The following is a 26,614-nucleotide window of genomic DNA, read 5'->3' on the forward strand; positions in this document are numbered from 1 at the left end:
GCATGTAAATTTGAGCAGCAGTACACTCGAGGGAAAGAAAAAGACAGAGAACGGAACAAAGAGGCTGATCTTCACAGCAGTATCTATCTTGCTGGAGATCGTCTTCCTTCTCTTTCTGTTTACAAAGGTAAGTGAATACGCAACCATTATTGACTGGGCAACAAGAATCGTGGCAATCTTTCTTGTGCTTGGACTTTACAGCATGGATAAGACTTCATCAATGAAAATGCCATGGATCATACTGATGCTTGCATTCCCGATTCTTGGTGTGAGTCTTTATCTTCTCGTAGGTCTGAACGGAAGCACGAAGAAGATGCGGGCAAGATATGAAGAGATTGATAAAAAACTGCTCCCATATCTTCCGGATAACAGACAGATTCTCGAATGGATGAAAGAAGAGAGTCCGCAGGCGGGGGCAATCGCTTCTTATCTGACGAATTACTCTTGTTACCCGGTTTATCAGAACACAGATGTTACATATTATGATGAGGCGATCAAAGGGCTGGATGCACAGCTGAAGGATCTTTCAAAGGCAGAAAAGTTCATCTTTATGGAGTATCATGCCATCGAAGACGAAGAGGCATGGCAACGGATCCAGACGGTACTTGAAGACCGTGTGAAAGCAGGCGTAGAAGTCCGTATCTTCTATGATGATATGGGATCGATCTGGTTTGTGAACATGGATTTTGCAACAAAACTGAAATCTTTAGGAATCAAATGCCGTGTATTTAACCCGATTCTGCCGGGATTGAATATGTTCCTGAACAATCGCGATCACCGGAAGATTACTGTGATTGATGGAAAGGTTGCTTACACAGGTGGATACAATCTGGCGAATGAGTATTTCAACATCACACATCCGTATGGAATCTGGAAAGATACCGGGATCCGTATGGAAGGAGATGCGGTCAAGTCTATGACAGTAGCATTTCTGGAAATGTGGAATGCAGCAGGAAATGTAAAGTCAAAAGAACTTGTACCGGAGAAATATGTGCTCAACTATGCATACCAGGCACAACAGCGTGGTTATGTCCAGCCATATGCAGACAGTCCTCTGGATGGAGAGCAGGTAGGCGAGGAAGTATATATCAGTATGGCGAACAAAGCGGAGAAATACTGCTGGTTTATCACTCCATATTTGATTATTACAGACGAGATGACGCATGCACTCACACTGGCAGCAAAGCGTGGTGTTGATGTACGTATCATAACACCGGGTATCCCAGACAAGAAGATGGTTTACAGTGTGACCCGTTCCTTCTATCATAATCTGGTTAAGCATGGAGTCCGTATCTATGAGTGGACACCGGGATTCTGTCATGCGAAGATGAGTGTGGCAGATGATAAAATGGCGACCTGCGGAACGATCAATCTCGATTACCGCAGCCTGTACCATCACTTTGAGAATGGATGCTTCCTGGCAGATTGCGACGCAGTGCTGGAGATCCGGGATGATCTGATCCGCACGATGGGAGAAAGCAGAGAAGTGACCGAGCAGTATAAAGAAGGAAGAAGTGCGGGCTTAAGACTCGGACAGCTGATCTTACGTCTGTTTGCGGAGCTGCTCTGATAATATCGTTTGTGGGTTGAATTTGCATTGGATTGATTGTATAATGAACTTGATTATTTTTTGAAGGAGGAATCAACGATGATTACCTGGAACAATTTGGATAAGCTTACTTCTTATCAGGAACTTGAGAAGACAGAAAGTGTAGACCTCGCAGCAGTGATGGCCGGAGAGAACGGAGCAGAGCGTGTGAAGAACTACAGCGTTCCGATGGCAGAAGGATTAGCATACAATTATGCAGCGAAGAAAGTGGATGACACAGTTCTCTCAGCTCTTGAGAAACTGGCAGAAGAAGCACAGCTGACAGAGAAGTTCGAAGCACTTTACAACGGAGAAGTTGTGAACACAGGAGAGAAGCGTCTCGTACTTCACCATATGACACGCGGACAGCTCGGAGATGCTGTTGTGGCTGACGGTGTTGACAAGCGTACTTTCTATGTAGAGCAGCAGAAGAAGATTGCTGAGTTCGCGAACAAAGTACATGCAGGTGAGATCACAAACGGTGCCGGAGAGAAGTTTACAACAGTTGTTCAGATCGGTATCGGCGGAAGTGACCTCGGTCCTCGCGCAATGTACCTTGCACTTGAGAACTGGGCAAAGAAGAATGATACATTCAAGATGGAAGCAAAGTTCATCAGCAACGTTGACCCGGATGATGCGGCAGCAGTTCTGAATTCTGTAGATGTTGCTCACTCTATCTTCGTACTTGTATCCAAGTCAGGAACAACACTTGAGACTCTGACAAATGAGTCCTTTGTAAAGGATGCTCTTAAGAACGCAGGACTTGACGCATCCAAGCATATGATCGCAGTAACAAGTGAGACTTCACCACTTGCCAAGAGTGATGATTACCTTGCAGCCTTCTTCATGGATGACTATATCGGAGGACGTTTCTCATCTACATCAGCAGTTGGTGGAGCCGTACTTTCCCTCGCATTCGGACCGGAAGTATTCGCACAGTTCCTTGACGGAGCAGCAGCTGAGGATAAACTGTCCCTCAATAAGAATATCAAAGAGAACCCGGAGATGCTCGATGCATTGATCGGTGTATATGAGAGAAATGTACTCGGATACCCAAGCACAGCAGTACTTCCATACTCCCAGGCACTTAGCCGCTTCCCTGCACATCTGCAGCAGCTGGATATGGAGTCTAACGGAAAATCCGTAAACCGCTTTGGTGAGCCGGTTGATTACGTGACAGGACCGGTTATCTTCGGAGAGCCTGGAACAAACGGACAGCACTCCTTCTATCAGCTCCTTCACCAGGGAACAGATATTGTGCCGCTTCAGTTCGTAGGATTCAAGAACAGCCAGATCGGTACAGATGTTGTGATCCAGGACAGCACAAGCCAGCAGAAACTCTGCGCGAACGTAGCTGCTCAGATCGTAGCATTTGCATGTGGTAAAGAAGACGAGAACCGTAACAAGAACTTCGAAGGAGGACGTCCTTCAAGCATCATTATCGGAGACCAGTTAACACCGGCATCTCTCGGAGCACTGCTTGCTCACTTCGAGAACAAGATCATGTTCCAGGGATTCCTGTGGAATGTAAACAGCTTCGATCAGGAAGGTGTTCAGCTCGGTAAAGTCCTTGCAAAACGCGTACTTGCACATGAGACAGACGGAGCCCTGAAAGTATTCAGTGATCTTCTGAATATCTAATAGAATCATATAAGTAAAAAGTATAGGAATCGTGCTGTCGGCGGAGAGTTCTGCTGACAGCACGATTTTTTAAGGAAAGGATTTTGTAAAAGAGAGAGGAAGCAAATGAAAAAGCGAAGGATTAAAGGAATTCAGATGATTCCATATGGACTTCTGGCCGGAGTTATGACAGAAGATTCAATAGAAGAGAGGCAAAGAGAAGTCCGCCTGACAGAGATTTCATCCGAAGGATTCCGCATCCGGCTTTGCAGGAGAGGGAAAGCAGAGGAGAACATTTATCCGAAAGCATTCAAGATCTGCTTCTATCAGATGGATCAGGCAGAGTATCGGGAGATTGAAATTCGTCATTTTCAGATAGAGGCTGGGGAACTGACAGAATTCTATCAAGCCTATGATATTTTCACAGTTCAGGAAGATTATAAAGAAGCCTTTCAGAAGCTCTGTGTCGAATACAGCCGATACATTTCGCTCAAGCTGGAACAGGATGATGCACATCTGGCGCAAGAAATGACCGGTTATCCCGCGCAGGAAGAAGAGGAACATTTCAAGAATGAAACAGAACAAAATAAAGCGTGGTTTCAGAATGCGGAGATCTTCCGAAATCTGCCGGCAGAATTAGCGGTAGAACTGGATCATCCGAAACTATACGAACAATATCTGACCAGACCGATTGAACGGTTCATGAAAGAATACTGGCAGCAGCATGGAATCAAAGATGCGCGGATCCTGGGAAGACAACCGGACCGGTTGTATCTCGGCAACCAATTCTGTCCACATCTATTTCCGAAAGAAGAACAGTTCTTTGCACTTCTTGAGAAAGCAGATAAAGAACGGATAGAAGTGACCGTTGCCTTTTCCTTTATTCGGGAAGACAGGCTTGCACAGACAGAACAGCTGTTGACACGCCTGGATGAGTGGTGTGAACAACAGGAGACTTCCGGGGCGGAGAAGAAACGACTTGAGGTTGTAGTCAATGATTGGGGACTGGCACATCTTGTGAAGCGGACAGAACATCTGATCCCGTGTCTTGGGACGCTCTTAAATAAGCGGAAGAAAGATCCGAGAATGTCCTACAAGATGGGAGATAAGACGCTGTTGGAACAGAATAATCTGAATGCAGGATTTTATCGCACTTATCTGGAAGAAAGTTTTGGAATCAGCTGTTATGAGTGGGAAAGCTGCGGTTATACACAGGAAATATCGCAAAAGATACAGAACCATCTCCATGTGCCGTTCTATCAGACAAATACGTCGAGCTATTGTACACTTTGCGCTGTACTGGAACACGGTGAACGTGGAAAACAAAGGGAGAGACAAGAATGTCCGGCACCGTGTCTGGAACATAGCTTCTTCTATCCAAAGCATTTATATATGAAGGGAAAATACAACAGTCTGTTCGCATTGGATAAACATCTGTTAGATGAACCGGAGCAGTTGAAGAGAGAACTTGGAATAAAATGGAACCGTCTTGTGGTCAATCTATTGTGAAATGTGAAAAATAGAAGGATGATGGAAGAATGGAGACACAGAAAAGAAAACAGAATGAAAAAGAAAAAGCAGAGCGAAGGATGAAAATCGTTGCAGGACTTGGCTCTATAGATGAATATATTCCATATGTCCTGGCAGGAGCAGACGAATTGTTCTGCGGATATGTGCCATATAACTGGACAAAAAAATACGGAACCGTACTTCCACTGAACCGCAGGGAAGTGCTGGCTTATAATGTGCAGCTCGGTTCTTTCAGTGAATTAGAGATCCTCTTAGCAATGATCAGGAAGTATAGAAAGCCGGTGCATATCGCGATGAATTCTCTCTATTATATTCCGGAACAATATGAAGAGATCGCAGACATTGTGAAACAGTGTATGAAAATCGGATTCGACAGCTTCATCCTTGCCGATCCGGCATTGATTTTGTACCTGAGACAGAAAGGCATATCCTGTAAGATCCATCTTAGCGGTGAAGCCGGAGAAATGAACCGGGAGGCAATCAAAGTTTTCCGGGAAATGGGAATCGGTCGGATCATCTTCCACAGGAAAAACACAGTTGCATCGATGCGGCAGATGATAGAAGCTGTAAATGCAGAAAAACTGGAATTCGAGGCCTTTGCATTGAACGAATTGTGTCAGTTCACAGGAGCATTCTGCAATTCCCTTCACTGTGACGAGATGGGGTATCTGTGCAGGACGACTTACTGGGGAGATGCTGAGATGGAAGAGCGTATGGAACGAATGATAAAAAGAACATTGGAGATAGAAGAGCAACAATATCTCTGTGGGAAGAGTGGATGTGCGTTGTGTGCGCTGCCACAGCTGGAGGCAGCAGGGATTACCCATCTGAAACTGGTTGGACGAGGAAATTATGTGGAAGATATGATTCGGGATATTCGGAATCTGAAGGCTGCGCTGGGAGTTCTGGAGGAGAATCGAAGAGAAGAAAAAGAGACAGGGGGATATATCGATCAATTAGATAAGAAAATCTTTGCTGGTCAGCCGTGTGGGAATAATTGTATTTATAATCCGGGGCAGTTTCTTTGAGGTGTATGGGGAAAAAGAGAAAAGTTCAGAATAGAAAAAGAAAGCGTATTTCGTGGAGTAGATTACTCTACGAAATACGCTTTTTCTTTAAATTGTTTCAAATCTTAGTATAATTATCATGTATAGTCTACTCTTTTCAAACATTTCTGTCAATGAATATACGTTCATTTCATGAATTTATACAATCTTTTAGCAAAAAAAATCGAAAAACAGATACTTTCGCCATTTTAATCTCCTTTTTTGAATGGATTTTTATCTATTCGCCGTCAAATTCATGGTCAATTGTCAGTCAATTTACAAACCATCAGATCAGAAAATTAAAAATAATTATCTTACTTTATCTAAGTTACTTCGTACTTTTATAATCACATGTATTTAAAAATCAATCGTAATTACAATTTTACAGCATTTATTTACCGTCAAATTTTTGGTCAGACGTCTGGAATCCCTTGATCTTCAAGGGGGTTCATAAAAATTTCGTAGAGTAATCTACTCTACGAAATTTCTTGCAAAAAGGGTGGAGACTTATGGGAAGAAGACCAGCAGATCTGTCAGGAAGAAAATTTGGTATGTTGACAGCCAAGTATGCGACAGAGAAAAGAGATAAACGAGGCTCCGTTTATTGGCATTGTGTCTGCGATTGCGGAAATGAAGTTGACGTGACGGCAGCAGGTCTTGTGCATGGTAATTATCATAGCTGCGGTTGTTTACAAAAGAAGAACCGTCAGGAAATTGCGCAGAGACGACATCTCGTAGACGGAACCTGTGTTGAAGTACTAGAAAAAAGAAAAAGCAGAAAAGATAACATGAGTGGTTTTCGTGGCGTTTTCCAGTTGAAGAATTGTAATCGGTATCGTGTGGATATCGGATTCAAGGGAAAGCGCTATTATGTTGGTCTTTTTGACAATTATGACGAAGCGGTGCAGGCAAGACTCGCAGCGGAGAATCTGATCCACAATGGTTTCATTCAGAAATGGAAGGAATGGAATGAGAAGGAGAAGGAAGATCCAAAGTGGGGGAAGGAGCATCCGCTTGTGTTTGATGTGAAGAAAGAGGATGGGGAGATTCGGGTGAGTGTGTGAGATATGATTGTCGCGCCGAGAGGGGATGGCATCATAAGGAAACACTTAGCCGTGTGATGAACACACAGGGAATTAGAAAAAGAAATCATTTATGAAAGCGAATGTGCATATAAAGATAATTTTGGGATGAAGGAGTTTAGAGAACATGAAAGTATGTTTAGTTGGTTCATCAGGAGGACATCTGACACATTTATATATGTTAAAGCCGTTTTGGAAAGATAAAGAACGTTTTTGGGTTACGTTTGATAAAGAGGATGCAAGAAGCTTGCTTGAAGGTGAAAAAATGTATCCTTGTTATTATCCGACAAACCGGAGTCTAAAGGCTCTTATTAAGAATACCAAGATTGCATGGAATGTATTACATAAGGAAAAGCCAGACTTGATTATTTCCTGTGGTGCAGCAGTTGCGGTCCCGTTTTTTTATATTGGTAAAATGATGGGCGCAAAGTTGGTCTATATTGAGGTTTTTGATCGAATTGATAAACCGACAATGACAGGAAAGATGGTTTATCCCATTGTGGACAAGTTTGTTGTGCAGTGGGACGAGCAGAAAAAGGTTTATCCGAAAGCAGTCAATCTGGGAAGTATATTCTAAGCAGGGGACGAGAAAATGATTTTTGTGACGGTAGGAACACATGAGCAGCCATTTAATCGGCTGATTCAGAAAATAGATGAATTAAAGAAAGACGGCATTATAAACGAAGATGTAATTATCCAGACTGGCTTTAGTACATACGAGCCGAAATACTGTCAGTGGAGTAAGCTGATTCCATATCAGCAGATGGTGAAAAATGTGGCCGACGCCCGTATTGTAATCACTCACGGTGGCCCGGCAAGTTTTATCATGCCACTACAGATAGGTAAGACTCCTATTGTTGTGCCGCGTCAGCATCAGTTCAATGAGCATGTGAACGATCATCAGGTGGAGTTTGCGAGAAACGTGGCTCAGAGAATGGGAACGATTATCCCGGTAGAAGATATTGAAACATTGGGAGATATCATAACGAACTATGATCAGATTGTTGCTGGCATGGGACATGGTATGAGCAGTAACAATGCAAAGTTTAATGAAGAACTTGAAAAATTAGTAGATGAATTGTATTGAGGATGAATGGATGAGAAAAGTTGGAATCATGTCGATGCAGCGCATTGCAAACTACGGTTCGTTTTTGCAGGCATATGCATTGAAGCAGCTAATTGAGGAAGTTGGCTGTAATGTAGAATTTGTGGACTACCATGTAGGTGCTCCAGTAATTACAGAAAATGCAGATAGTAAAAACAAGGTTGTCCGAAAGATAGAAAAGGGACTGGAAACCTTTCGGTATCGGGCTCCTCTTGCACACAAATTATCGTTCATCCGATATAAACAGTCCTTTGCTCAAAAGTATATGCCGCTTTTGGGAATTGCAGACGAAATGAACTACAACCCGACAGTGGATTGCCTTGTGATTGGTAGTGATGAGGTTTTTAACTGTATTCAAAAAAATTCCAATGTGGGATATTCGCCAGAATTGTTTGGAAAAAATAACCATGCAAAGAAACTTATCACTTATGCAGCGTCTTTCGGCAATACAACATTAATAAAGCTGGAAAAGTATAAAAAGGCCAATGAAGTCGGAGCCTTGTTGAAGAAGTTTGACGCAATTTCTGTACGAGATGCTAATTCAGGAACTATTGTAGAGCAGCTCACTGGGAAAGAACCAGTGTACAATCTGGATCCGGTTCTGACCTATGATTATATGAACTGCTGCGACAAAATCCCACAGGTTCAGACTAATGAGAAGTATTTGATTCTGTACGCGTATGCAGGTCGTATTTCCAATGATGAGGCAGATTGGATTGTTGCTTATGCAAAGAAAAAGAATTTGAAGGTATATGCAATTGGTGGTATCCAAAAATGTGCAGACCGATTTGTGGACTGCTCACCCTTTGAGGTTCTGGCCTATTTCAGAAATGCAGAAGAAGTTATTACCGATACATTCCACGGCAGCATCTTCTCGGTGATCACACATCGGCCGTTTACAACATTGATTCGCAAGAGTGTAGGTAACAGCTATGGTAATGAAGAAAAGTTGAGCGATTTGCTAAAGCGACTGGGACTGGCCAATCGGATGACAACGAAAATTGAAGATACAGAAAACATCAATGAAAAGGCGATTGATTACGCGAAAGTTGATGAGCAGTTGAAAGCACATAGAGAAGTGGCGAAGGAGTATCTGAGAAAAAATTTAGAGGAATAAAATGGAGAACATATCGAGGATAAAAGAGAAATGTGTGGGATGTAAAAGCTGTGAGCAAAGCTGCCCAAAACACTGTATCTCTATGGTAGAAAACAAAGAGGGATTTTGGTATCCGTCTGTTGATGAAAAAAGCTGCATCGAGTGCAAGGTGTGCTTGAAAAAGTGTCCAGTAGAAAATACGGAATTTCATCGGAATGAGCCACATAAAGTTTGGGCGTGGCGCAATAAAAATGATGTGGATATTATGCGCTCTGCATCTGGCGGTGCGGCAGATAGTGCAGCGAAAACTATATTGCAAATGGGCGGTGTGGTTTATGGTGCTGCCTATGACGAGCAGCTGGCAGTAAGCCACATTGAAGTGACAGATGAAGCAGAAAGAGAGAAACTACAGTCCTCTAAGTATGTTCAGTCTGACCCGAAAGATAGCTACACAAAGGTCAACCAGCGTTTGTCAGAGGGGAAAACGGTACTTTTTACAGGAACTCCCTGCCAGATTGCAGGTCTGTATGCTTTTTTGGGTGGCAATCCAGAAAATCTATATACAGTTGACCTGATTTGCCACGGTGTGCCTTCGCCGAAGTTCTTCAAAAAGTATCTGGAATACCAGAACAAGCAGACGGCTGGCAGAGTAATCTATTTCAACTTCCGTTCCAAAGACAAGAGGGGTTGGGGAACACAATACCTGCTAAAGACAAAGACAAAGACAAAGACAAAGACACTCTCCCTTGATCGCTATGGAAAACATTTTATGGATGGCGACTGCTATAGGGAGAGCTGTTATCAGTGTGCTTATGCGAATATGAGCCGTGTGGGAGATTTGACAGTGGGTGATTTCTGGGGAATTGCAAAGAGCCATCCGAGCTTCAATTCTCCAAAGGGCGTGTCCAGTGTATTTGTAAATACCGAAAAAGGTCAAAAGCTCTTTGAAATGATGCGAGTTCTTGCAGAAGTAGAAGAAGCAACGTTGGAAGAGGGCATGGTGAAGCAGCATAATCTGGTGCAGCCGAGCAACAGGCCTGTGACTAGAGATACTTTCTATAAGAGCATCGATGAACTAGGCTTTATAGAGAATATAAAGGTTGGCTTTCAGCCAAAAGCACGGTTGAAATCTGTGCTGCCGAATAAACTGATTCAAAAAATCAAATCTCTTTGAGATTTTGTGGAGGAAGAATACATGGGAGAGCCTATAAGAGTTTTGCATATCTTGCAGCGAATGGAAGCTGGCGGTACGCAGGCTTTGTTGATGAATATATACCGGAAAATTGACAGAACGAAAGTACAGTTTGATTTTTTGGTCGTTTATAAGGAAAAACAGTTTTACGATGATGAAATTGAAAAAATGGGTGGACATGTTTACAAACTGTCTTTCCGGGAGGATTTGAATCTTCCTAAATTTCAAAAAGATTTGGCAGTTTTCTTTGCTCAGCATCACGAATATAAAATTGTTCACTGTCACGCCTATACGATTGGATATTTCTGCCTGAAAGCTGCAAAGAAAGCAGGTATCCCCGTCAGAATTGCTCATTCACATAATAATGAGACAGTACACGATATAAAATATTTACCGAAGCTGTTCATGCAGCGAATGTTTACCAAAAACGCAACAGATCTTTTCGCCTGCTCTGAGGAAGCTGGAAAATATCTGTTCAAAGACAAGCCGTTTCAAGTGCTGAAAAATGCGATTGATTCGCAGAACTTTATTGCGGATGCGGATACCAGAAATGAAATCAGGAAAGAACTGGTGTTAAAGGATAAATTTGTTGTCGGCCATGTTGGTCGCCTACATCCTCAGAAAAACCATGATTTCCTGATTGATGTTTTTGCAGAAATCAAGAAGGAAAAGCCTGACGCTGAATTGATTCTTGTTGGCACCGGGCCATTAGAAGAGAAAGTAAAAAGCAAAGTGGTCGAAAAAGGCCTTTCAGATTGTGTGCATTTTCTTGGAAATAGAAAGGATATGAACAGAATTTATCAAGCGATGGATGTGTTTGTTTTTCCATCTTTGTTTGAAGGTCTGGGCATTGTTGCAATCGAAGCACAGGCGGCAGGTGTTCCTATTGTCTGCTCTGAAGGATTGCCGCCGGAAACGGATATTACACCAATCTACCGGAAACTGCTGTTGAGTGATGGGGAAGAAAAGTGGGCGAATGCAGCACTTGAAATGGCACAGAATCTGAAAGCACATACCAATATGCAGCAGTATGTGATTGATGCAGGATTTGATATGGACGCAACTGCAAAATATATGGAAAGTTATTATTTACGAAAATATAATTAAGCGAATGATACTTAATTATATTATAGAGGTGAAAAATGTTTATTTCAGTGATAGTTCCAGTATATAATGTTGAAGAATATCTGGACAAATGTTTAGAAAGTTTGTTGAACCAGCATTATTCAGATATGGAGATTGTTGTTGTTGACGATAAGTCAACAGATGGATCTTTGAATATTGCAAAAAAATATGAAAAATATGCAAATGTAAAAGTAATCGCTAAGGAAAAGAATTCAGGTTTATCTGATACTAGAAATGTTGGAATAAAAGAATCATGTGGGCAATATATTATGTTTTTAGACTCGGATGATTATGTAGAAAATGGATGCATTGCTAAAATACAAGGTATAATTGAAAAGGAAAATACACCGGATATTATATATTTTGGGTATTGTGAAGAATACGAAAGTACCGATAAACAATTAATAAAATATGGGTATGTGTCGGCTAAAAATTGTTCTTTTACAGGTGAGAAGTTTGCACTTGAGGAACTAAAGCAAAGGAATTTGTATGCGGCAGCTTGCTTCGGCGTGTACAAAAGAGCATTTATTGTAGAAAATCAATTATACTTTGAGTCAGGAATTCTACATGAAGACGAGCTTTGGACACCACAAGTTATATTGAGAGCAAACAAAGTATATACATCAGATTATGTGTTTTACCATTATTTAAGAAGAAAAGGATCTATTACAAGATCGGGAAATAAAACAAAACATGGGCAAGATATGCTCTGTATTTGTAAGAAATTAGATATATTAGCAAATGAAATTAAGAATCCAGAATTAAAAAAATACATGGATAATCACATTGCGATGCTTTATATGAAAGGTATGACAGAAGGAAGACTGTATCAAACGAATATGGAGATTGATCGGTTTTATCCATTGCGTAAGGTTTGCTTTAAAAAGGACAGAGCAAAAGCCATTCTGTTTGCATTTAGCTTAAGATTGTACTATAGGATTAATATAATGAAGATGCAAGGATAAGAGGATGAAGATTACATATAAAATCAATGTATATAACTTGTTGACATATTTGTTGGTATTTGCAATTATTAAACCATATTTTTTGCCTGTAGGACTAAGGCAGGCAAGTAAAATTATTATTCTCATAAGCGTTTTTTTGTTTACAATTTCAAGAGAAAAAAAAGAAAGAATTGTAAATTTGTCGTGGTTATTTTCTGGCTGTGTTTTGCTTTCAGCGGTTATGGCATATCTTAAAGGTGGATATCAGGATAAAGACTTTTTGGACGCACTTCTCTATGCCGTTACATTTTATGATATTTATTCGTTTATTGGACTTTGCAAGCAAAAGGATCGATTTAACGAGACAATAAAATGCTTATATAATATCGTTGGACTATATTGTATATTGACAATTGTTTCAATATTATTGGTCGGTACAGTGAATAACAGCAATCAGTCTGCATATATCTTTGGAAATAAATTTACATCTTCATATTTATTTATATTTTTTGTTGCTTTATATGGTGCAACACATGAGATGATTTTATGGAAAAATAAAATTTGCTATATTGCTTTGTTTATAAGTTCAATTGCACTTACCTTATACATAGGTTGTGCTACGGCTACGGTAACTTTGGCAGTGCTGTTTATAGCAACAATAGTTCCATTTCAAAAAATCAGAATGTTGCTGTTAAATGAAAGATTTGCGGTAACAGCACTAATTATGTCTGCACTGGTTGTTTTGGTGATGGGACAAATTCTTAAAAATGAATTTATAAATAATATCGTATTTGGATACTTCAACAGATCTTACACTGTGACTGGGCGTTTGGAAATATATAATGATTATTTGCTGAATATCATTAGAAGTAGATTCTGGTTTGGATATGGGTATAGCAATTCGATGATGAAGAATATGACAGGATTATATGCAAATGCACAGAATGGATTACTTGAAATCATGGTGAATATGGGATTTTTGAGTGTAGTTTCATTAATTGTTACTGTCTTCTGGAGCTTTAAAAATACTCTCAAGACAGATAAGTCTTTTTATATTTCAATTATTGTGTATGGAATGATTATTGCATCAATTTTTGAAGTGGCCTTGAACTGGTTTTTTTTCTTAGGTGTATGTCTAATTCGATGGAATTGCGATGCCGATGGTTCAATACGGTCGAGTGATTGAAGGAGAAATTAAATATGAAGGTATATATTTTATCAATGCAACAGGTTAACAATTACGGATCTGTCTTACAAGCGTATTCATTAAAAAAAATGATAGAAAGTCTAGGTAATGAGGTGAGGTTTCTTGCGATAGAAAAAGGAACGGATGATACTCTAAATATACAATGTGAAAAAAAGGATATTGACAAAAAAAATGATAGCTGGTTAGAAACACAATGGAATCGCGTTAAGGGCAAAATACTTGGAAGAAATTTGCGGAGAGTTTTTTATGAATTTAGAAATAGCACAGGTCTGAATAGTGTGAACGGCGACGAGCATTTTGATACATGCGTAATAGGAAGTGATGAAGTTTTCAATTGCTTACAAAAATCCAAATGGGGTTTTTCTTCGCAGCTATTTGGGAAAGTTGAAGCTGCTGAAAGGATAATCACATATGCAGCAAGTTGCGGATCGACAAAAGTGGATGATTTGTCGGACGAATTGAGAGAAGCTATTAAAAGTGCGATGTCGAATTTGTCAGTTGTATCCGTGCGGGATAAAAACACTGCAGACTTTGTAGAGAAAATTTCCGAAAAAAAGCCTGTATATAATTTAGATCCGGTGGCTGTAGGAAACTTTGATGATGAAATCAGGAATGTTACAGTGAATTCTAAACTTCCTAAAAAATATTGCATTGTTTATTCTTATGCCGAGAGATTTAGTGACCCAGAGGAAATTAAGGCAATTTCTGAATACTGCAAGAAGTACAATTTGAAGATTGTGGCTCCGTTTGGAAGGCAGAAATGGATACCTTCGTATGAAACACTAACTCCGTTTGAGTTGTTGAAAGCTTTTCAGAATGCAGAATGTATTGTAACGGACACATTTCACGGAACACTGTTTGGTGCAAAATTTGGAAAGAGAATGGCGGTATTGATTCGGGAGAGTAACCAGAATAAATTAGAGGATTTAACGCAACGCCTTCAAATACAGAGTCATGTTATTACCGATATCTCTCAATTGGATACAGTGCTGAAAAAAGAGCTGGATAAGAAAAAAATCGGTGAGATACTGGGTTTGGAAAGAGAAAAATCATTGAAGTATTTGAAAGAAAACTTATAAATGGGTGACGAAGATGGAAAAAATAAATAAGATTTATAGAAGAATTCTTCGTATATATATGGATAAAGAGTATCAAAGAAAAATAAAAAACAAGGATTGCTCGATTATTTCAATGAACTGCGTGGGGGGGGTGGTGAGTCATGAATTGGGATTACGATTCAACTCACCAACTGTAAATCTTTGGTTTACTCCAAAGGAATTCATCAAATTTTTGAGTCAATTGGAGCATTATATATATGATTGCAAAATCGAAATGGATGAGAAAAACAGTGAAAAATACGGTTATCCGGTTGGAAAGTTAGAAGATATCCATGTCTATTTTACACATTATGAAACGTTTGAACAGGCAAAACAGAAATGGATCGAACGTTTGAAGCGGCTGAATATGGACAATCTTTATATTATTATGGTGCAAAAAGATGGATGTACGGAACAGGATATTTGTTCATTCGATAGTTTGAAATTTAAACATAAAGTCATTTTTACGGTAAAAGAATATCCACAGTATCGTTCGGCGTATTATATTCCGAAAAGCGAAGTAGATATACAAAATGTAAAAAATCTTTGTGATTATCAAAGTAAATTTACTGGAAAACGTTGGCTTGATGAATTTGATTGGATTTCATTTTTGAATGAAAGATGACTATAAAAATAATCAAGGAGCAAGCAGTAGAGAATGGGAAATAGCAGAAACAGTTATTTGATAAAAAACACTATTATATTTACTTTGGGAAATCTTGGATCAAAACTTATTTCATTTTTTTTGATTCCGTTATATACAAATGCACTTACAACTGCTGAATATGGAGTCGTTGATTTGGTTGCGACAGTTGGAACAGTTGCGGTTCCACTTCTTACTTTAAATATCTGTGAGTCTGTTATGAGGTTCTCATTGGATAAGGATGCCAATACTAGAAAAATTACCCAAATAGGAACGGGAATACTGTTAATCGGAATGATGGTTGGGTTATTGATTTTTCCGATATGTCGTTCTTTTGACAAGATTTCTGAATATGCCGTGTTTGTTTATTTCTATGTTGTTTCTTTGGCAGCAAGTCAGCTTTATTTGTGCGATTTGCGCGGGAAAGAATTGTTGATTTATTACTCGATAGGAAATGTCCTACATACTTTTTTTATTGCGGTGTTAAACATTCTGTTCCTCTTGGTCTTTAAAGAAGGTGTTGATGGGTATTTAAAAGCTTACATTATAGCAAATACACTCACTGCCATATATGCAATTATTGTAGGAAAAGGATATAAATCATTCTCATTTTCAAGGATTGATAGAGATCTACTGATCAAGATGGCGAGATATTCCGTAGTATTAATTCCGAATTCATTTATGTGGTGGATTATGAATTCCTCGGATCGCATTATGGTGTCTAGCATGATAAGTGTGGCAGCCAATGGAATTTACGCCGTTTCATATAAGTTCCCTACGCTAGTTTCTACATTGACAACAATATTCAATCAAGCGTGGAGTTATTCTGCAATTCGTGAAGAAGGAACAGAAGATGAAAGCGAATATAATAATAAAATATTTAGAGTTCTAATTGGAATTGTTATGTTGATTGGAATAGGTTTGTTAACATTTATGAAACCGTTTTTAAGTGTGTATGTGGGAAAAGAGTATTATTCTGCATGGAAATATACGCCGTTTTTGACAGTTGGATGCGTATATTTGACAATGGCTAGTTTTATGGCTACAAGCTATACGGTTCACAAAGATAGTTTTGGCTATCTTTTTTCTGGTACTTTTGGAGCAATATTTAATATTGCAATGAATTTTATATTAATTCCACAAGTAGGCGTTTATGGTGCTGCAATTGCTACGTGTATTAGTTATATACTTGTATTTGTCTTTCGACTTTTTCATACAAGAAAATATATTCAATATAATATAAATAATAAAGAATTTATAGCGGGAAGTACGGCTTTAGTGTTGTCTGCGGGCTTGATGTTCATTGATAATAGGTTTGGTTTTTTACTACAATGCGTCATTCTAGCCGTTACTATATATTTGTTTTCAGATATCTGGCTCCCCATAGTGAGAAAAATACTAAAATTAAAAGGAAGATGATGATATGACTACAGTATGTGAAAAAGGTAAGTGCACAGGGTGTATGGAGTGTATTGATGTTTGCCCTAAAAAAGCCATAAAAGTAATTGATTCGTGGATAGAATATAATGCAGTAATTGATTCTGAGAAATGTATTCAATGTAATGCATGCCATAGTGCATGCCAAAACAACGCAGAACAAGTACTAACTAAACCGATTTATTGGAAACAGGGATGGGCGCAAGATGATTGCGTTCATATGCGTTCTTCATCTGGAGGAGTTGCAACAGCAGTAGAACGAGCTTTCATAAAAAATGGAGGGATTGTTTGTAGCTGCACATTTAGTTTTGGGAAGTTTGAGTTTGATTTTGCTGAGACAGAAGATGAAGTATGTAAATTTACAGGTTCAAAATATGTGAAAAGTAATCCTGAGGGAGTATATAAGAAAATTTTACAAAAACTCAAATTGGGAAGAAAGGTGCTTTTTATTGGGTTGCCATGTCAGGTTTCAGCGGTCAGGCATTATACAAAGAATCATCAAAATTTGTATACCGCTGATTTAATTTGCCATGGAACACCTTCACCACAAATTTTGGACAGCTTTTTGTTTGATTATGGGATTCGATTAACAGAAGTTCAAAGCATTAGATTTCGGGAGAAAAATAATTTTAAATTGGAACAGAATGGAAAGCGTTTTGCAGTTCCGATAACAACTGATAATTATATGATGACATTTTTGAACTCGACAACATACACGGAGAATTGTTATCAATGTCAATATGCCAAGATTGAAAGGCCCGGTGATATTACCCTGGGGGATTCATGGGGAAGTGAACTTGAAAAAAGCACCCAAGATAAGGGTATTTCTTTAGTGCTTTGCCAAAATGAAAAGGGAAAAGAACTTATAGATCAAGCAGATTTAACTCTTGTAGATGTTGATTTGAAAAAAGCGATAGAAAGCAATCATCAATTATATCAGCCCTCTCAGAAGCCTAAGCAACGGGCAGTGTTTTTTAAGGAATTGAAAAAGGGGTATGGATTTAAGAAAGCAGTAAAAAGATGTTACCCTAAGAAGTACTTGAAAAATATCGTAAAGACCGTGTTATATAATATGAAATTTATAGGGGGCAGAACCGCTATTAAGTAATAGTTGTTATGGCTACAAAGGGCAGGTTGAAATAAATATTTCGAACGCTTGCAAAAATTATACTTAACTGGTTTATGAAAAGCCAGAGAAAACAGGATGTACATTTTCTGTCGTTAAAAATCCTTTTTGGGAGATGGTTTGCGACGGCTTCACTATAAAATGTCTTAATCTTCATAAGCTAAAATACGCGATTTGTGAAAGTAGAATCCGATTGGTTTGTTGGGATTTTATGGTTTACAAATATATCTTATGAAGAAAGAGGCATAATATGAAAAAAGTAATGAGCGTTATTATACCTGTGTATAACGTAGAAGAATTTATTTTTAGAACAGTGGAATCGGTAATGAACCAAGACTATAAGAATATAGAAATTATTTTGGTCGATGATGGTTCGCTAGATAATTCGGCAAAAATAATTAACGAACTGGCGAAGAAAGACGATAGAATTACTTGTGTACATAAAGAAAATGGTGGCGTTTTGTCCGCAAGAAATGCGGGGCTTAGAATAGCTTCAGGTGAGTATGTGACATTTATTGATGGAGATGATTGGGTAGAGCCAAAGTATATTGCATATCTATTAAATCTTGTGGAAAGTAATAAGTGTGAAATTGGCATGAATAAAAATAATTATTCAGATTATAATACAAAATCCAACGAAGAAGAGTATGTTGTATCAGCCGAAAAAGCTATTGAATGGATTTACTTGGGCGATATTTTTGTTGCAGTTTGGAATAAGATTTATAGCATGAAGTTTCTAAAAAATAATATTCTTTTTGATGAAAAAATTTGGTACGGTGAAGGAATGCTGTTTAATATTGACTGTCTTCAATTTGTAGATAGTATTGCCGTTGGAGAAAAAAGTGTTTATCATCAGGTAAGTAATCCAAATTCAGCGATGCGAAAATTTAATGTTGATAGCAACCTTTGTGGAATCAGATCACTGGAAATTCAAAAGAAACATTGGAGAAAGTCAAATCCGGCAATAGTAGATGCTTGGAATTATCATAGGAGAGCATTCAATTTATCAATTGTGCGAGGACTTTTAAAGAGCGATATAGAGCAGGAATATCAGGAATTGTACGACTCCTGTATGAATAACTTGAAAAAGCAACTTTGGATTAGTTTAAAAGTGCCGATTTCATTAAGAGAAAAGTTATCATATATTGCTTGGGCGATAATTCCGAGCTTTATGCCAAAACGCTGTAAAAATAAAGTTAGAATTAAAATAAGAAAAAGGTAAAAATGTCAAAATACTTTGGAACCGATGGTTTCCGTGGTGAAGCCGGAATTACATTAACAGCAGATACAGGAAACAGAAGCAGGGATAATAATATTTATGTGATTAGTAAAGAGACAGAAATTGGAATGCTGGTAGAAACATATCAAAAATTAGATACAAATGCACAGAAAAGATTAATCGGATATTTGGAAGCACTAAAAGAACTTTCATAAAAAATTTATCTACAAAATACGCATAAACGAATAAATAAGATGAAACGGTGAGCTGAGGTGAGAATATAGGAAGAAAACAAAGAGAGTGTATTCATCAAGAAAGAAAAGGTGCATGACACCATAAGTCATGCACCTACCACCCATATTGTACAATTATTAGTTGAATAAATGATTTTAAAAGCGATTGTGGTGATTATGAATCGCGCCGTTTTTCTATTAAAGCTATCAATTCAATTAACATATTACCAAATAACATAAGAAGTGTTAATACTTGATATGTATCCATATGCATCACCACCTTTCGCCTAGGTGGTATAATTATAATAGCATAAAAAACCACAAAAGCAAATGTGAACTTCCAATAAATTTTAAGGCACTAGGTGTAAGCAATGCCATTAAGCTAATTGTTCGATAAAGTGTTTGGTAGATAATAAATGTCAAAATCTAAAAATGAGTATAGAAAATTAAGAGAAAATCAGTAAAAAAAGGTATGCCAAAAAGACAGATAAGAAATCTGTCAAAAAAATAATATTTGATTAAAAGAAACTATCGATATCCAAAATGAATAGCACCAATTCCGCGTAATGGACGTGAAAATTGTCGAAATTTACATTTGACAGCATGAATATATTTAGCTATGAGTTTTATAATTCGATTTTCCGATGATCGTCCACGGATAAAATATTTTCTGGAAATCTTAAGTGCAGAAGAAAAATCGACTTCATATTGATGTTTGTTAGTGGTACGACGTTTCTTTTTTTGATTTTCTAGTACTGCTTCATTGGCAAGAAATGGTGTGGAGAGCCTGACGTTCATCAGGCTTTTGACCCGTCTGTATAACAATGTCAATAAAAGCTTTGCTAATAACATCAACGAAGCCGTTAAGATGCATATGGTTATAACCTTTATAATCAATAAGGTGTGGCTTATTAAAATCTTTGATAATTTCGGAACTTGTTGTGTAAACAACATGACAACCATCACAAGCCAGGATGCAATGGTCTTTAAAAGTATTAGTAGTGGCAGGAAAGGCTGACGAGAATTCCGAAAAGAGATATTCAAAAGCGGAAAGAGAAATCTGAGTCCTTCTTTGATTGAAGGCAGACTGGGAAGGGATGCGATCAGGATCAAGATCAAAGTAATCCATGATTTCATCATTTGTGTTACCTTTTCCCATACTAATAATCAGTCGCATAGTATCATAAAAAGAAAGTTTGCCATGGTTCTGACGCATAAAATCATGCCCAGGTCTATTGGCGAAGAGCCAATGGGGATTTGCCATATCAGAGATAATAAAATTCAATTTTTCTTTTACATTTGATGGATAATCGTTCATAATATAAATGTGCCTCCTTAGATTAGAGATTTAACTGACTGTGAATTAAAAATCTCTTATTAATCTAAGGGCTGCGTTATCTGACAGTTCTGTCAGATAACGCAGCCGCACATTTTCAAATGAATGTCAAGTAAAAAAGTAATAATGGAACAAAAAGTTATTACAAAAGTGTTAAAAAAGTACTAGCCTTGAAAACATCAAATGTGAGAAAAATGTTGTAAATAAAGGCTGGTATATATTTTTGAGAAAAAGTTATTAAGTTAAGATGGCTAACTGGCATTGAAGTAAAAGGTGTCAAGCACTATTAAATTTTTAGATCTTAGTTTACATGATTTGATAGATAAGTTAAATCCAGAGCTTCGGTCAATTGACAACTTTGATGGCAAAGAGCGTAAACGTGAATTTTATGCGATGTCACCGGAAGGGCATGAAATTCTTGATGAAGAAACAGCAGCTGAAGTTGCAAAAGAAGCTAAATGTGGTTCGTTTAGATTTAGCGCTGTAGGTATCCCAGTAGGTGCTACGATTCATTATATAAATGATGAAAGTATCATAGCGACAGTTTTAGATGACTGTCATATTTCATATAAAGGTGTTACAACTTCAATGTCCGCAGTTGCAGCGGAACTACTTAATGTTGAAGGAACTATTCAAGGTATTTTGCATATGAGGGATAGAATAGAAGAAAAGAGATGAGGTGGTTTGCTTGAAAAACAATAAGGGGATGTTTTCTGATGAATATAATCGAATGATAAAAAAGATGGATCGAATTACAAAAAATATGTCACCTGGATTTGTAGAATTGTGTCAGAATATTTCTAAATTAGATTCCGTATTAAAAATAAATATTAGTCTAGACCAGTTAAGCGCAAGTAAAAGAGTTGAAAATCAGATACAAGATTTCACGCAGATATCAAAACAACTAACGGGGATACTTCCTTCAATTCAGTTGTCTAAAGAAATGCAAGAGTATATTCAAGAAGCCAAAAAGAGTGAAAAGTTGACCGAGGAAGAATTCGAAAAAAAGTATTTTGAAGAATTCGAAATATGCCAATCTTTAGGTGCTAAAGGATGGGTTGTTTCAAGATACAGCAATCCAAGACATATAAAGAATTGGTATAAAGCCCTCATTGAAGACGAGCCGGAGAAAATCACGCAATTTTTTGAAAAAGATAATGGTTGTGTTATAAAAAGTGCTATAAATATGCTAGAGAGTAAATATGATGATCCGGTAAACAGAAATTATTATTCTCGAGGAATTAAAGCATTTCAAGATAATGATTATATGACATGTGCAATGTATTTGGTTGGTTTATTGGAGGCGAGAGTAAATGCATTGGTTCAGTTTCGTCCAAAAACAAGATATAGGGAAAAGTTTTCTGATAAAGGCTTTGCAGATGTAAAACAGAAACAATTTTCAAAGAGTGAATTCTTTTTTGCTAAGAGATTCTATTTTTTAAATGTATATCCTTCCTTAATAGCTTTTTTGAACCGACTATTTGTGGATGGAGAGTATATATTTGATAAAGGTGTAGAGCCGCCATATATTAATAGAAATTGGCTGTTGCATGGGAAATGTGGTAGAGAGATAGAACGATTTGAATGCATACAGTTAATAAATGCTCTTGAAACAGTCGAATACGTTTTAGGGGAAAAAGAGAAAGAAGGTGCTCTTGATGACGAACAAGATGGAGAAAATGAGAATTGAGATTGCTAGGGCCATTATAACATGTTTTCCGAGGAAATATATTGAAATGGTTTTTGTAGGTGGCGTATCCGAAAAAGAGTTTATTGATGAAATGATGGTTGAGTTTATAAAATATGCGTTCGATAATTCTCAGGAAAAACATCCACTCAGATATTATGTACCGTACGGGGTAGACAAAAATACAGATGCGAGAATGAAATATAGTAGAGTACTTAAATACTGTCAGAAGTATCGTGATCAGGAGTATGATGAATTTAAACGTAGAGGTATTAATATCGAAGAGCTCAAAGCAAAAAGCATGAAGACAATGGATGAAAAAAAGGAAGGTTATTCTCTTACTCCTATGCAATATTTTGAACTTACCAGTATCTGTGATATGCCGATATTGAAATCGTTTGTTGAAAATAGACTTTCAGATGTCAAAAAAGTGCCTAATATGACATTTAGAGATATGATGGAAGATTATGATCGAAAAATAGTAGATTGGAAGCAGAAAAGTCTCGAAACGGATTATAATATGGTTTTTTATTCATTGGCCTTTTTTACTCTGGATTGGAAATATGCATTTGAATTCGCATATATCTTAGCCAATAAAATGGAACAAATAGGAGTAAAAGAAGTAGATAGAGATTTTTACTCTATTCTCTGTGCAAGAATGACAATACACTCTTTTCTAGGATGCGAGGTTGGACTTGATAGCAGAATGGTTAGGCCACGGCAAAAAATGATTGATATTCTTGTGCCAAAGGATTTAAAGATATCAGATGATTTGGAAGTTGATAACCGGTGTTATGCGGAATTGTTAGTTATTATGGCGCAGCTTAATAATCATTTAAAATTAGTTAATGGAAATACGTTGCGAGAACAATTTGCCAAGGAAACTACATTAGAAGATTGGGCGTCCTTTTTTAGAGAATATGATATGTTCGAAGCATGGCATAAAAAGGAATTATCTAATAACAAGATTCGAAATATGAGAAAAGTTCTGAAGCAGATACATAAATAAAAGAATTCCGGTTTTTCGTTCCTAGGAAATTTGAAGCTTTATATGATAAGCTATAATCACAGTAGGACCTACTGAAAAAGAAAGAAACAGGTGATTATATGGAAGAAGCTACGATAGTAACAGAGAAAATATCTGAGGAAGCATCAGGTTTTCTAGAACAAGCAGTGCACAATATTTATTCAGAGTATCCTCATGAAATACAAGTGCTATTATTTAGTACAGCCTCGATAATTTTTTGGGTTGGTGCTTATAAGGAATATGGATTAATATCTAAGAAAAACATCATGGAGGAGTTCTAGTATGAAAATAAAAAGAATTTATTCAAACCAAGAATACCATCCAGGTTACGGTGCAGGAGATGGCAATATAGAGCGATACGAATATGAATGCCCTTGCGGGAAAGGAAAAATTATAGAGGAACATGAAAATGTTCCAGGATTTAGAGAGCATGATGTATGGTTAGAATGCCAAAAATGTTCCCCAAAATACAGATTAGATACTTCCAAAGGCTTGCGAAGGTGGGAGATTGTTGCGCTTGAGAATCAGAATAAATAACGAACGAAAGTGACCCCAATGTGGTCAACCTAGTGTCAACTTAAGACAAGTGCCTGGCCAGAGCAATGGTCAATGGTGTGAAATCGGGAAAAGAGCAAAGTAGATTAGAAAAGAAGACGCACTTTAATAGAGCTTCACGGAAAAGCCATATTAAAAACTATTGATTATTAGAATGCAATTTTTTTGTTGTTAAAATGTGTTCTGCCTATTGCTTTGTTCTTTTTTCGTTGAAATGTTCTTCCAGGCATAATTTGAGATCTGCTGTATATTCCGATCACACAGAACCACCTGCACGGTAAAACTGAGCCAGTCTCACGGAGAATGGGAGCCACCATTTCGAGTAGGTGATCCAATCGCAGAAATCAAGAATTCTGCTTGTTTGTTAGTAATCATGCACATATTTCTTGTCAAGGGCTTGTTGGCTTTGACGATGCGAAGTACCCTTTACACGAAATATGGGTATGATATTGAAGTTGGCCCTGTTTCTGTCACTATGGCTCTGAATTTCCGTGCAAATGGTTCTAAGCTAACGAAATATACAATCTGTATCGGAGAGAGTCCTTATATAATCTATCAATTGCAGATAAATCGAAAAGATTAGACAAGATTTTAGGAACTATTGTTTTGATACGTCCGATGATAAATGCCCGGTTTGCTTGGTATCGATACTTATTCGTACTTTTAGCGGTAATCTGAATTTTTTCATCAACTTGATTCTTAATAAGAGATGACAGATTTGAGAGAAGTACGTTGATATAAAATTCTTGAAGTACCGAAGTGGTTGTTGCCCCGGAAAATTCTTCAATAGCAAGACGACTTTTCAATTCCTTATATTTTGTTTCGACTGGCCAGCGATAGAAGTAAAGTTCGCGGAACATCTGTTGAGAAATATGTGAATCAAAAAGATTGGTGGCAAGATACTCTTTCGTTCCATCATTGAGAATAACTTCGATGACTCTTATCTTGACATTCTCAGTTCCGTCTTTTGTGTTGCCAGGAAGAACAGTGATTATGTCGCCAAAGCATTTCTTAGCAATGTTATAATTCTGTTTTAAGCGTATAAGACAAAGGTGCTGATGCTCGACACAGTAACGAAACAAATCTTCAGAATAATAGCCACGATCAAAGATTACAACGCTGTTTTGATAGATATTTAAATCTTCTAAATTATGCAAATGTTCTAAAGCAGCAGAACGTTCAGATGCAAGATATCGCTGAAAAGAAGCATAGACGATATAATCATCAAGAACATCATAAACAATGGAACCAAGTCCCATAGTAAAACGGCGGCTTGGATCAGGATATCCAAACATTTCACCGAAGAATTCAAAATTCGATTTGGAATTAGGCAATTCTATTTTGGAACCATCAATGGCAAATAAATGATATCCATTCCAAAGTTTACGAGATGGGAGCTGCTTATAGAATAAATCAACCGATAAATAATAGAGCTGATGTAAAACCATCCGGAATATTCACTTAGAGCCATGCTTGGTAAAATCACTGGGTATGGATATAAAAAAATCGGTTTCATTAGACTTTATTTCCAGACCAAGATGCTTGGGGCTATTTTGGGATGGAAATTAAGGATATGTATGTACCCGAAGTAGTCCCTTATGATTTTTATCTTTCACATATTTCTCAAGAGTGCTATAATATAGATATATTTTTAGCCAGGAGGATAAAATATGCTGTCAATTAATCGGCTTATGAAATATTTGAGAAATCATCATCAGATTACAGTTAAAAGCAACCAGGCGCAGTCTTTACGAAACATTGGCTATTACCACGGATACAAGGGGTATCGTTTCATTCGTAACCCAAACCAGCGCATTCCTTTTTCATCCCTGGATGAGGTTATAGCATTAAACAAATTTGATATGCAGCTAAAAGCCACAATTTATCCGAAGGTAATGTTTATTGAAAATGCATTAAAAAGTTATGTGATTGAAGCTGTACTTCAAGACAGCAAGTCGGAAAATCTTGATGTCATTTTTAATAAATCCATTACAGATTACCAATCCTATGCTCCTGGAAGTAAGCAATATCATAAGCAATATGTTAAGAGGATGAATCTTAAGGGCAAAATTAACAATGCACTTTTGCGTGATTACTCAAATAAGAAACAAACAGTCAATCATTTCTTTGATTCGGATCGCCCAATTCCTATTTGGGCTGTTTTTGAGTCTCTGGCACTTGGAGAGTTTGGAACCTTTTTTGCCTGCTCAAATTTAAATGTCAAATTAAAAACTTCAAGTATTCTTCACTTACCAAGTAATTTTGATGCGGATGGAAAAATTACCGAATATATGATTTATGCCATCAAGGATTTGCGGAATGCAGTTGCACATAATAATACTATTTTTGACACTCGGTTTCAAACAAGCACAATAAACGGACGCCTTAACGCGCTACTTGAAGCAGAGGTAGGAATTACAGGACTTGACTTTAAATATATTGATGCTTACATAATCCTAATTACTTACATTCTAAGAAAAATGGGAGAAACCAAAACGGCTTGCAAGCAATTTGTGAGTTCCTTTGTTGAGTGTACAGATTTATTAAGAACGCAGATTTCTCCTAATATTTGTAATCAAATTCTTGGAACTCAGCAGAGGGCACATTTGAATCAGCTACAAAATTTCATTAGCAATTCTTAAAAAATCTTGCATAATTTTATTCCGTGTAGTATATTATAACTATGAATTGCGATGGTCGTCTTCGGACAACATCTTGA

Annotated in this window: 26 protein-coding genes; 24 read left to right on the forward strand and 2 right to left on the reverse strand. The window is 37.6% G+C overall.

All coding sequences use genetic code 11. The features are described 5' to 3' along the window. Positions 1 to 10 precede the first annotated feature (10 nt). The 18 genes from cls to ACZ47Z_RS07110 all read left to right on the forward strand — a co-directional run bounded on the left by cls (position 11) and on the right by ACZ47Z_RS07110 (position 19,272). Complete coding sequence (gene cls / locus ACZ47Z_RS07025; RefSeq protein WP_054751343.1) at positions 11 to 1,570, forward strand: cardiolipin synthase; 1,560 nt, start codon at positions 11 to 13, stop codon at positions 1,568 to 1,570. Between the two features lie 78 nt (positions 1,571 to 1,648). Further along, entirely contained in the window at positions 1,649 to 3,229 is a 1,581-nt protein-coding gene (locus tag ACZ47Z_RS07030) for a glucose-6-phosphate isomerase (protein ID WP_054751120.1), read from the forward strand. Positions 3,230 to 3,334: 105 nt separating this feature from the next. Then, positions 3,335 to 4,717 carry a hypothetical protein gene (locus ACZ47Z_RS07035; RefSeq protein ID WP_464526008.1) on the forward strand — a complete coding sequence of 461 codons (1,383 nt, stop codon included), beginning with the start codon at positions 3,335 to 3,337 and terminating at the stop codon, positions 4,715 to 4,717. Between the two features lie 29 nt (positions 4,718 to 4,746). After that, positions 4,747 to 5,766, forward strand: coding sequence for a peptidase U32 family protein (locus ACZ47Z_RS07040; RefSeq protein WP_464526009.1), 1,020 nt, complete (start codon positions 4,747 to 4,749; stop codon positions 5,764 to 5,766). A gap of 527 nt (positions 5,767 to 6,293) precedes the next feature. After that, entirely contained in the window at positions 6,294 to 6,848 is a 555-nt protein-coding gene (locus tag ACZ47Z_RS07045) for an AP2 domain. (protein WP_015529043.1), read from the forward strand. 145 nt (positions 6,849 to 6,993) lie between these two features. Continuing rightward, positions 6,994 to 7,443, forward strand: coding sequence for a PssD/Cps14F family polysaccharide biosynthesis glycosyltransferase (pssD, locus tag ACZ47Z_RS07050; protein ID WP_117569774.1), 450 nt, complete (start codon positions 6,994 to 6,996; stop codon positions 7,441 to 7,443). 15 nt (positions 7,444 to 7,458) lie between these two features. Continuing rightward, on the forward strand, positions 7,459 to 7,953 hold the full coding sequence (locus ACZ47Z_RS07055; protein WP_054751124.1) for a glycosyltransferase: 495 nt from the start codon (positions 7,459 to 7,461) through the stop codon (positions 7,951 to 7,953). 10 nt (positions 7,954 to 7,963) lie between these two features. Further along, positions 7,964 to 9,088 (forward strand): polysaccharide pyruvyl transferase family protein, encoded by a 1,125-nt coding sequence (locus tag ACZ47Z_RS07060; RefSeq protein WP_054751345.1) that lies wholly within the window; start codon positions 7,964 to 7,966, stop codon positions 9,086 to 9,088. 1 nt (position 9,089) lies between these two features. Beyond that, positions 9,090 to 10,241, forward strand: a complete 1,152-nt coding sequence (locus ACZ47Z_RS07065) for a Coenzyme F420 hydrogenase/dehydrogenase, beta subunit C-terminal domain (protein WP_278460573.1) — start codon at positions 9,090 to 9,092, stop codon at positions 10,239 to 10,241. A gap of 21 nt (positions 10,242 to 10,262) precedes the next feature. Next, positions 10,263 to 11,366, forward strand: coding sequence for a glycosyltransferase family 1 protein (locus ACZ47Z_RS07070; RefSeq protein ID WP_117569777.1), 1,104 nt, complete (start codon positions 10,263 to 10,265; stop codon positions 11,364 to 11,366). A 35-nt stretch (positions 11,367 to 11,401) separates the two neighbouring features. After that, positions 11,402 to 12,349, forward strand: coding sequence for a glycosyltransferase family 2 protein (locus ACZ47Z_RS07075; RefSeq protein ID WP_054751128.1), 948 nt, complete (start codon positions 11,402 to 11,404; stop codon positions 12,347 to 12,349). Positions 12,350 to 12,353: 4 nt separating this feature from the next. Next, a complete protein-coding gene (locus ACZ47Z_RS07080) occupies positions 12,354 to 13,514 on the forward strand; it encodes an O-antigen ligase family protein (protein WP_117569779.1) in 1,161 nt (386 codons plus the stop codon). A gap of 14 nt (positions 13,515 to 13,528) precedes the next feature. Beyond that, positions 13,529 to 14,614 carry a polysaccharide pyruvyl transferase family protein gene (locus ACZ47Z_RS07085; RefSeq protein WP_117891151.1) on the forward strand — a complete coding sequence of 362 codons (1,086 nt, stop codon included), beginning with the start codon at positions 13,529 to 13,531 and terminating at the stop codon, positions 14,612 to 14,614. A 13-nt stretch (positions 14,615 to 14,627) separates the two neighbouring features. After that, positions 14,628 to 15,257, forward strand: coding sequence for a DUF1919 domain-containing protein (locus tag ACZ47Z_RS07090; RefSeq protein WP_464526010.1), 630 nt, complete (start codon positions 14,628 to 14,630; stop codon positions 15,255 to 15,257). A gap of 33 nt (positions 15,258 to 15,290) precedes the next feature. Continuing rightward, positions 15,291 to 16,694: an oligosaccharide flippase family protein gene (locus tag ACZ47Z_RS07095; protein ID WP_464526011.1), complete on the forward strand. Its 1,404-nt coding sequence runs from the start codon at positions 15,291 to 15,293 to the stop codon at positions 16,692 to 16,694. A 4-nt stretch (positions 16,695 to 16,698) separates the two neighbouring features. Continuing rightward, positions 16,699 to 17,820 carry a Coenzyme F420 hydrogenase/dehydrogenase, beta subunit C-terminal domain gene (locus tag ACZ47Z_RS07100; protein WP_464526012.1) on the forward strand — a complete coding sequence of 374 codons (1,122 nt, stop codon included), beginning with the start codon at positions 16,699 to 16,701 and terminating at the stop codon, positions 17,818 to 17,820. A 268-nt stretch (positions 17,821 to 18,088) separates the two neighbouring features. Then, positions 18,089 to 19,060, forward strand: coding sequence for a glycosyltransferase family 2 protein (locus tag ACZ47Z_RS07105; protein ID WP_054751133.1), 972 nt, complete (start codon positions 18,089 to 18,091; stop codon positions 19,058 to 19,060). Positions 19,061 to 19,062: 2 nt separating this feature from the next. Continuing rightward, positions 19,063 to 19,272 (forward strand): phosphohexomutase domain-containing protein, encoded by a 210-nt coding sequence (locus ACZ47Z_RS07110; protein WP_181980287.1) that lies wholly within the window; start codon positions 19,063 to 19,065, stop codon positions 19,270 to 19,272. A gap of 778 nt (positions 19,273 to 20,050) precedes the next feature. Here the strand turns inward: ACZ47Z_RS07110 and ACZ47Z_RS07115 are convergent. Further along, on the reverse strand, positions 20,051 to 20,608 hold the full coding sequence (locus ACZ47Z_RS07115) for a transposase (RefSeq protein WP_464526013.1): 558 nt from the start codon (positions 20,606 to 20,608) through the stop codon (positions 20,051 to 20,053). A 291-nt stretch (positions 20,609 to 20,899) separates the two neighbouring features. On the opposite strand from ACZ47Z_RS07115, the gene ACZ47Z_RS07120 reads away from it, so the two are divergent. The 5 genes from ACZ47Z_RS07120 (at position 20,900) to ACZ47Z_RS07140 (ending at position 23,877) form a co-directional block, all read left to right on the forward strand. Next, positions 20,900 to 21,304: a hypothetical protein gene (locus tag ACZ47Z_RS07120; protein WP_054751135.1), complete on the forward strand. Its 405-nt coding sequence runs from the start codon at positions 20,900 to 20,902 to the stop codon at positions 21,302 to 21,304. A gap of 10 nt (positions 21,305 to 21,314) precedes the next feature. Then, positions 21,315 to 22,316 carry a hypothetical protein gene (locus ACZ47Z_RS07125; protein WP_147338216.1) on the forward strand — a complete coding sequence of 334 codons (1,002 nt, stop codon included), beginning with the start codon at positions 21,315 to 21,317 and terminating at the stop codon, positions 22,314 to 22,316. After that, on the forward strand, positions 22,285 to 23,322 hold the full coding sequence (locus tag ACZ47Z_RS07130; protein WP_118111453.1) for a hypothetical protein: 1,038 nt from the start codon (positions 22,285 to 22,287) through the stop codon (positions 23,320 to 23,322). The genes ACZ47Z_RS07125 and ACZ47Z_RS07130 overlap by 32 nt, the downstream gene beginning before the upstream one ends. Before the next feature lie 98 nt (positions 23,323 to 23,420). Next, positions 23,421 to 23,621 (forward strand): hypothetical protein, encoded by a 201-nt coding sequence (locus ACZ47Z_RS07135; RefSeq protein ID WP_054751139.1) that lies wholly within the window; start codon positions 23,421 to 23,423, stop codon positions 23,619 to 23,621. 1 nt (position 23,622) lies between these two features. Continuing rightward, entirely contained in the window at positions 23,623 to 23,877 is a 255-nt protein-coding gene (locus ACZ47Z_RS07140; RefSeq protein ID WP_118111456.1) for a hypothetical protein, read from the forward strand. Between the two features lie 521 nt (positions 23,878 to 24,398). Here ACZ47Z_RS07140 and ACZ47Z_RS07145 read toward each other — a convergent pair. Then, positions 24,399 to 25,343 carry an IS4 family transposase gene (locus ACZ47Z_RS07145; RefSeq protein WP_464526014.1) on the reverse strand — a complete coding sequence of 315 codons (945 nt, stop codon included), beginning with the start codon at positions 25,341 to 25,343 and terminating at the stop codon, positions 24,399 to 24,401. Positions 25,344 to 25,565: 222 nt separating this feature from the next. Here ACZ47Z_RS07145 and ACZ47Z_RS07150 point away from each other — a divergent pair, with 222 nt between their 5' ends. Continuing rightward, entirely contained in the window at positions 25,566 to 26,537 is a 972-nt protein-coding gene (locus ACZ47Z_RS07150) for an Abi family protein (RefSeq protein ID WP_117539709.1), read from the forward strand. The last annotated feature ends 77 nt before the right edge of the window (positions 26,538 to 26,614 follow it).

The organism is Mediterraneibacter faecis, assembly GCF_055383675.1.

Excerpts from the sequence above, each read along its gene's own strand:
- ACZ47Z_RS07030 (WP_054751120.1), top strand. The coding sequence starts at position 1,649 with ATGATTACCTGGAACAATTTGGATAAGCTTACTTCTTATCAGGAACTT.
- ACZ47Z_RS07035 (WP_464526008.1), top strand. The coding sequence starts at position 3,335 with ATGAAAAAGCGAAGGATTAAAGGAATTCAGATGATTCCATATGGACTT.
- ACZ47Z_RS07040 (WP_464526009.1), top strand. The coding sequence starts at position 4,747 with ATGGAGACACAGAAAAGAAAACAGAATGAAAAAGAAAAAGCAGAGCGA.
- ACZ47Z_RS07045 (WP_015529043.1), top strand. The coding sequence starts at position 6,294 with ATGGGAAGAAGACCAGCAGATCTGTCAGGAAGAAAATTTGGTATGTTG.
- pssD (WP_117569774.1), top strand. The coding sequence starts at position 6,994 with ATGAAAGTATGTTTAGTTGGTTCATCAGGAGGACATCTGACACATTTA.
- ACZ47Z_RS07055 (WP_054751124.1), top strand. The coding sequence starts at position 7,459 with ATGATTTTTGTGACGGTAGGAACACATGAGCAGCCATTTAATCGGCTG.
- ACZ47Z_RS07060 (WP_054751345.1), top strand. The coding sequence starts at position 7,964 with ATGAGAAAAGTTGGAATCATGTCGATGCAGCGCATTGCAAACTACGGT.
- ACZ47Z_RS07065 (WP_278460573.1), top strand. The coding sequence starts at position 9,090 with ATGGAGAACATATCGAGGATAAAAGAGAAATGTGTGGGATGTAAAAGC.
- ACZ47Z_RS07070 (WP_117569777.1), top strand. The coding sequence starts at position 10,263 with ATGGGAGAGCCTATAAGAGTTTTGCATATCTTGCAGCGAATGGAAGCT.
- ACZ47Z_RS07075 (WP_054751128.1), top strand. The coding sequence starts at position 11,402 with ATGTTTATTTCAGTGATAGTTCCAGTATATAATGTTGAAGAATATCTG.
- ACZ47Z_RS07080 (WP_117569779.1), top strand. The coding sequence starts at position 12,354 with ATGAAGATTACATATAAAATCAATGTATATAACTTGTTGACATATTTG.
- ACZ47Z_RS07085 (WP_117891151.1), top strand. The coding sequence starts at position 13,529 with ATGAAGGTATATATTTTATCAATGCAACAGGTTAACAATTACGGATCT.
- ACZ47Z_RS07090 (WP_464526010.1), top strand. The coding sequence starts at position 14,628 with ATGGAAAAAATAAATAAGATTTATAGAAGAATTCTTCGTATATATATG.
- ACZ47Z_RS07095 (WP_464526011.1), top strand. The coding sequence starts at position 15,291 with ATGGGAAATAGCAGAAACAGTTATTTGATAAAAAACACTATTATATTT.
- ACZ47Z_RS07100 (WP_464526012.1), top strand. The coding sequence starts at position 16,699 with ATGACTACAGTATGTGAAAAAGGTAAGTGCACAGGGTGTATGGAGTGT.
- ACZ47Z_RS07105 (WP_054751133.1), top strand. The coding sequence starts at position 18,089 with ATGAAAAAAGTAATGAGCGTTATTATACCTGTGTATAACGTAGAAGAA.
- ACZ47Z_RS07110 (WP_181980287.1), top strand. The coding sequence starts at position 19,063 with ATGTCAAAATACTTTGGAACCGATGGTTTCCGTGGTGAAGCCGGAATT.
- ACZ47Z_RS07115 (WP_464526013.1), bottom strand. The coding sequence starts at position 20,608 with ATGAACGATTATCCATCAAATGTAAAAGAAAAATTGAATTTTATTATC.
- ACZ47Z_RS07130 (WP_118111453.1), top strand. The coding sequence starts at position 22,285 with ATGACGAACAAGATGGAGAAAATGAGAATTGAGATTGCTAGGGCCATT.
- ACZ47Z_RS07135 (WP_054751139.1), top strand. The coding sequence starts at position 23,421 with ATGGAAGAAGCTACGATAGTAACAGAGAAAATATCTGAGGAAGCATCA.
- ACZ47Z_RS07140 (WP_118111456.1), top strand. The coding sequence starts at position 23,623 with ATGAAAATAAAAAGAATTTATTCAAACCAAGAATACCATCCAGGTTAC.
- ACZ47Z_RS07145 (WP_464526014.1), bottom strand. The coding sequence starts at position 25,343 with ATGGTTTTACATCAGCTCTATTATTTATCGGTTGATTTATTCTATAAG.
- ACZ47Z_RS07150 (WP_117539709.1), top strand. The coding sequence starts at position 25,566 with ATGCTGTCAATTAATCGGCTTATGAAATATTTGAGAAATCATCATCAG.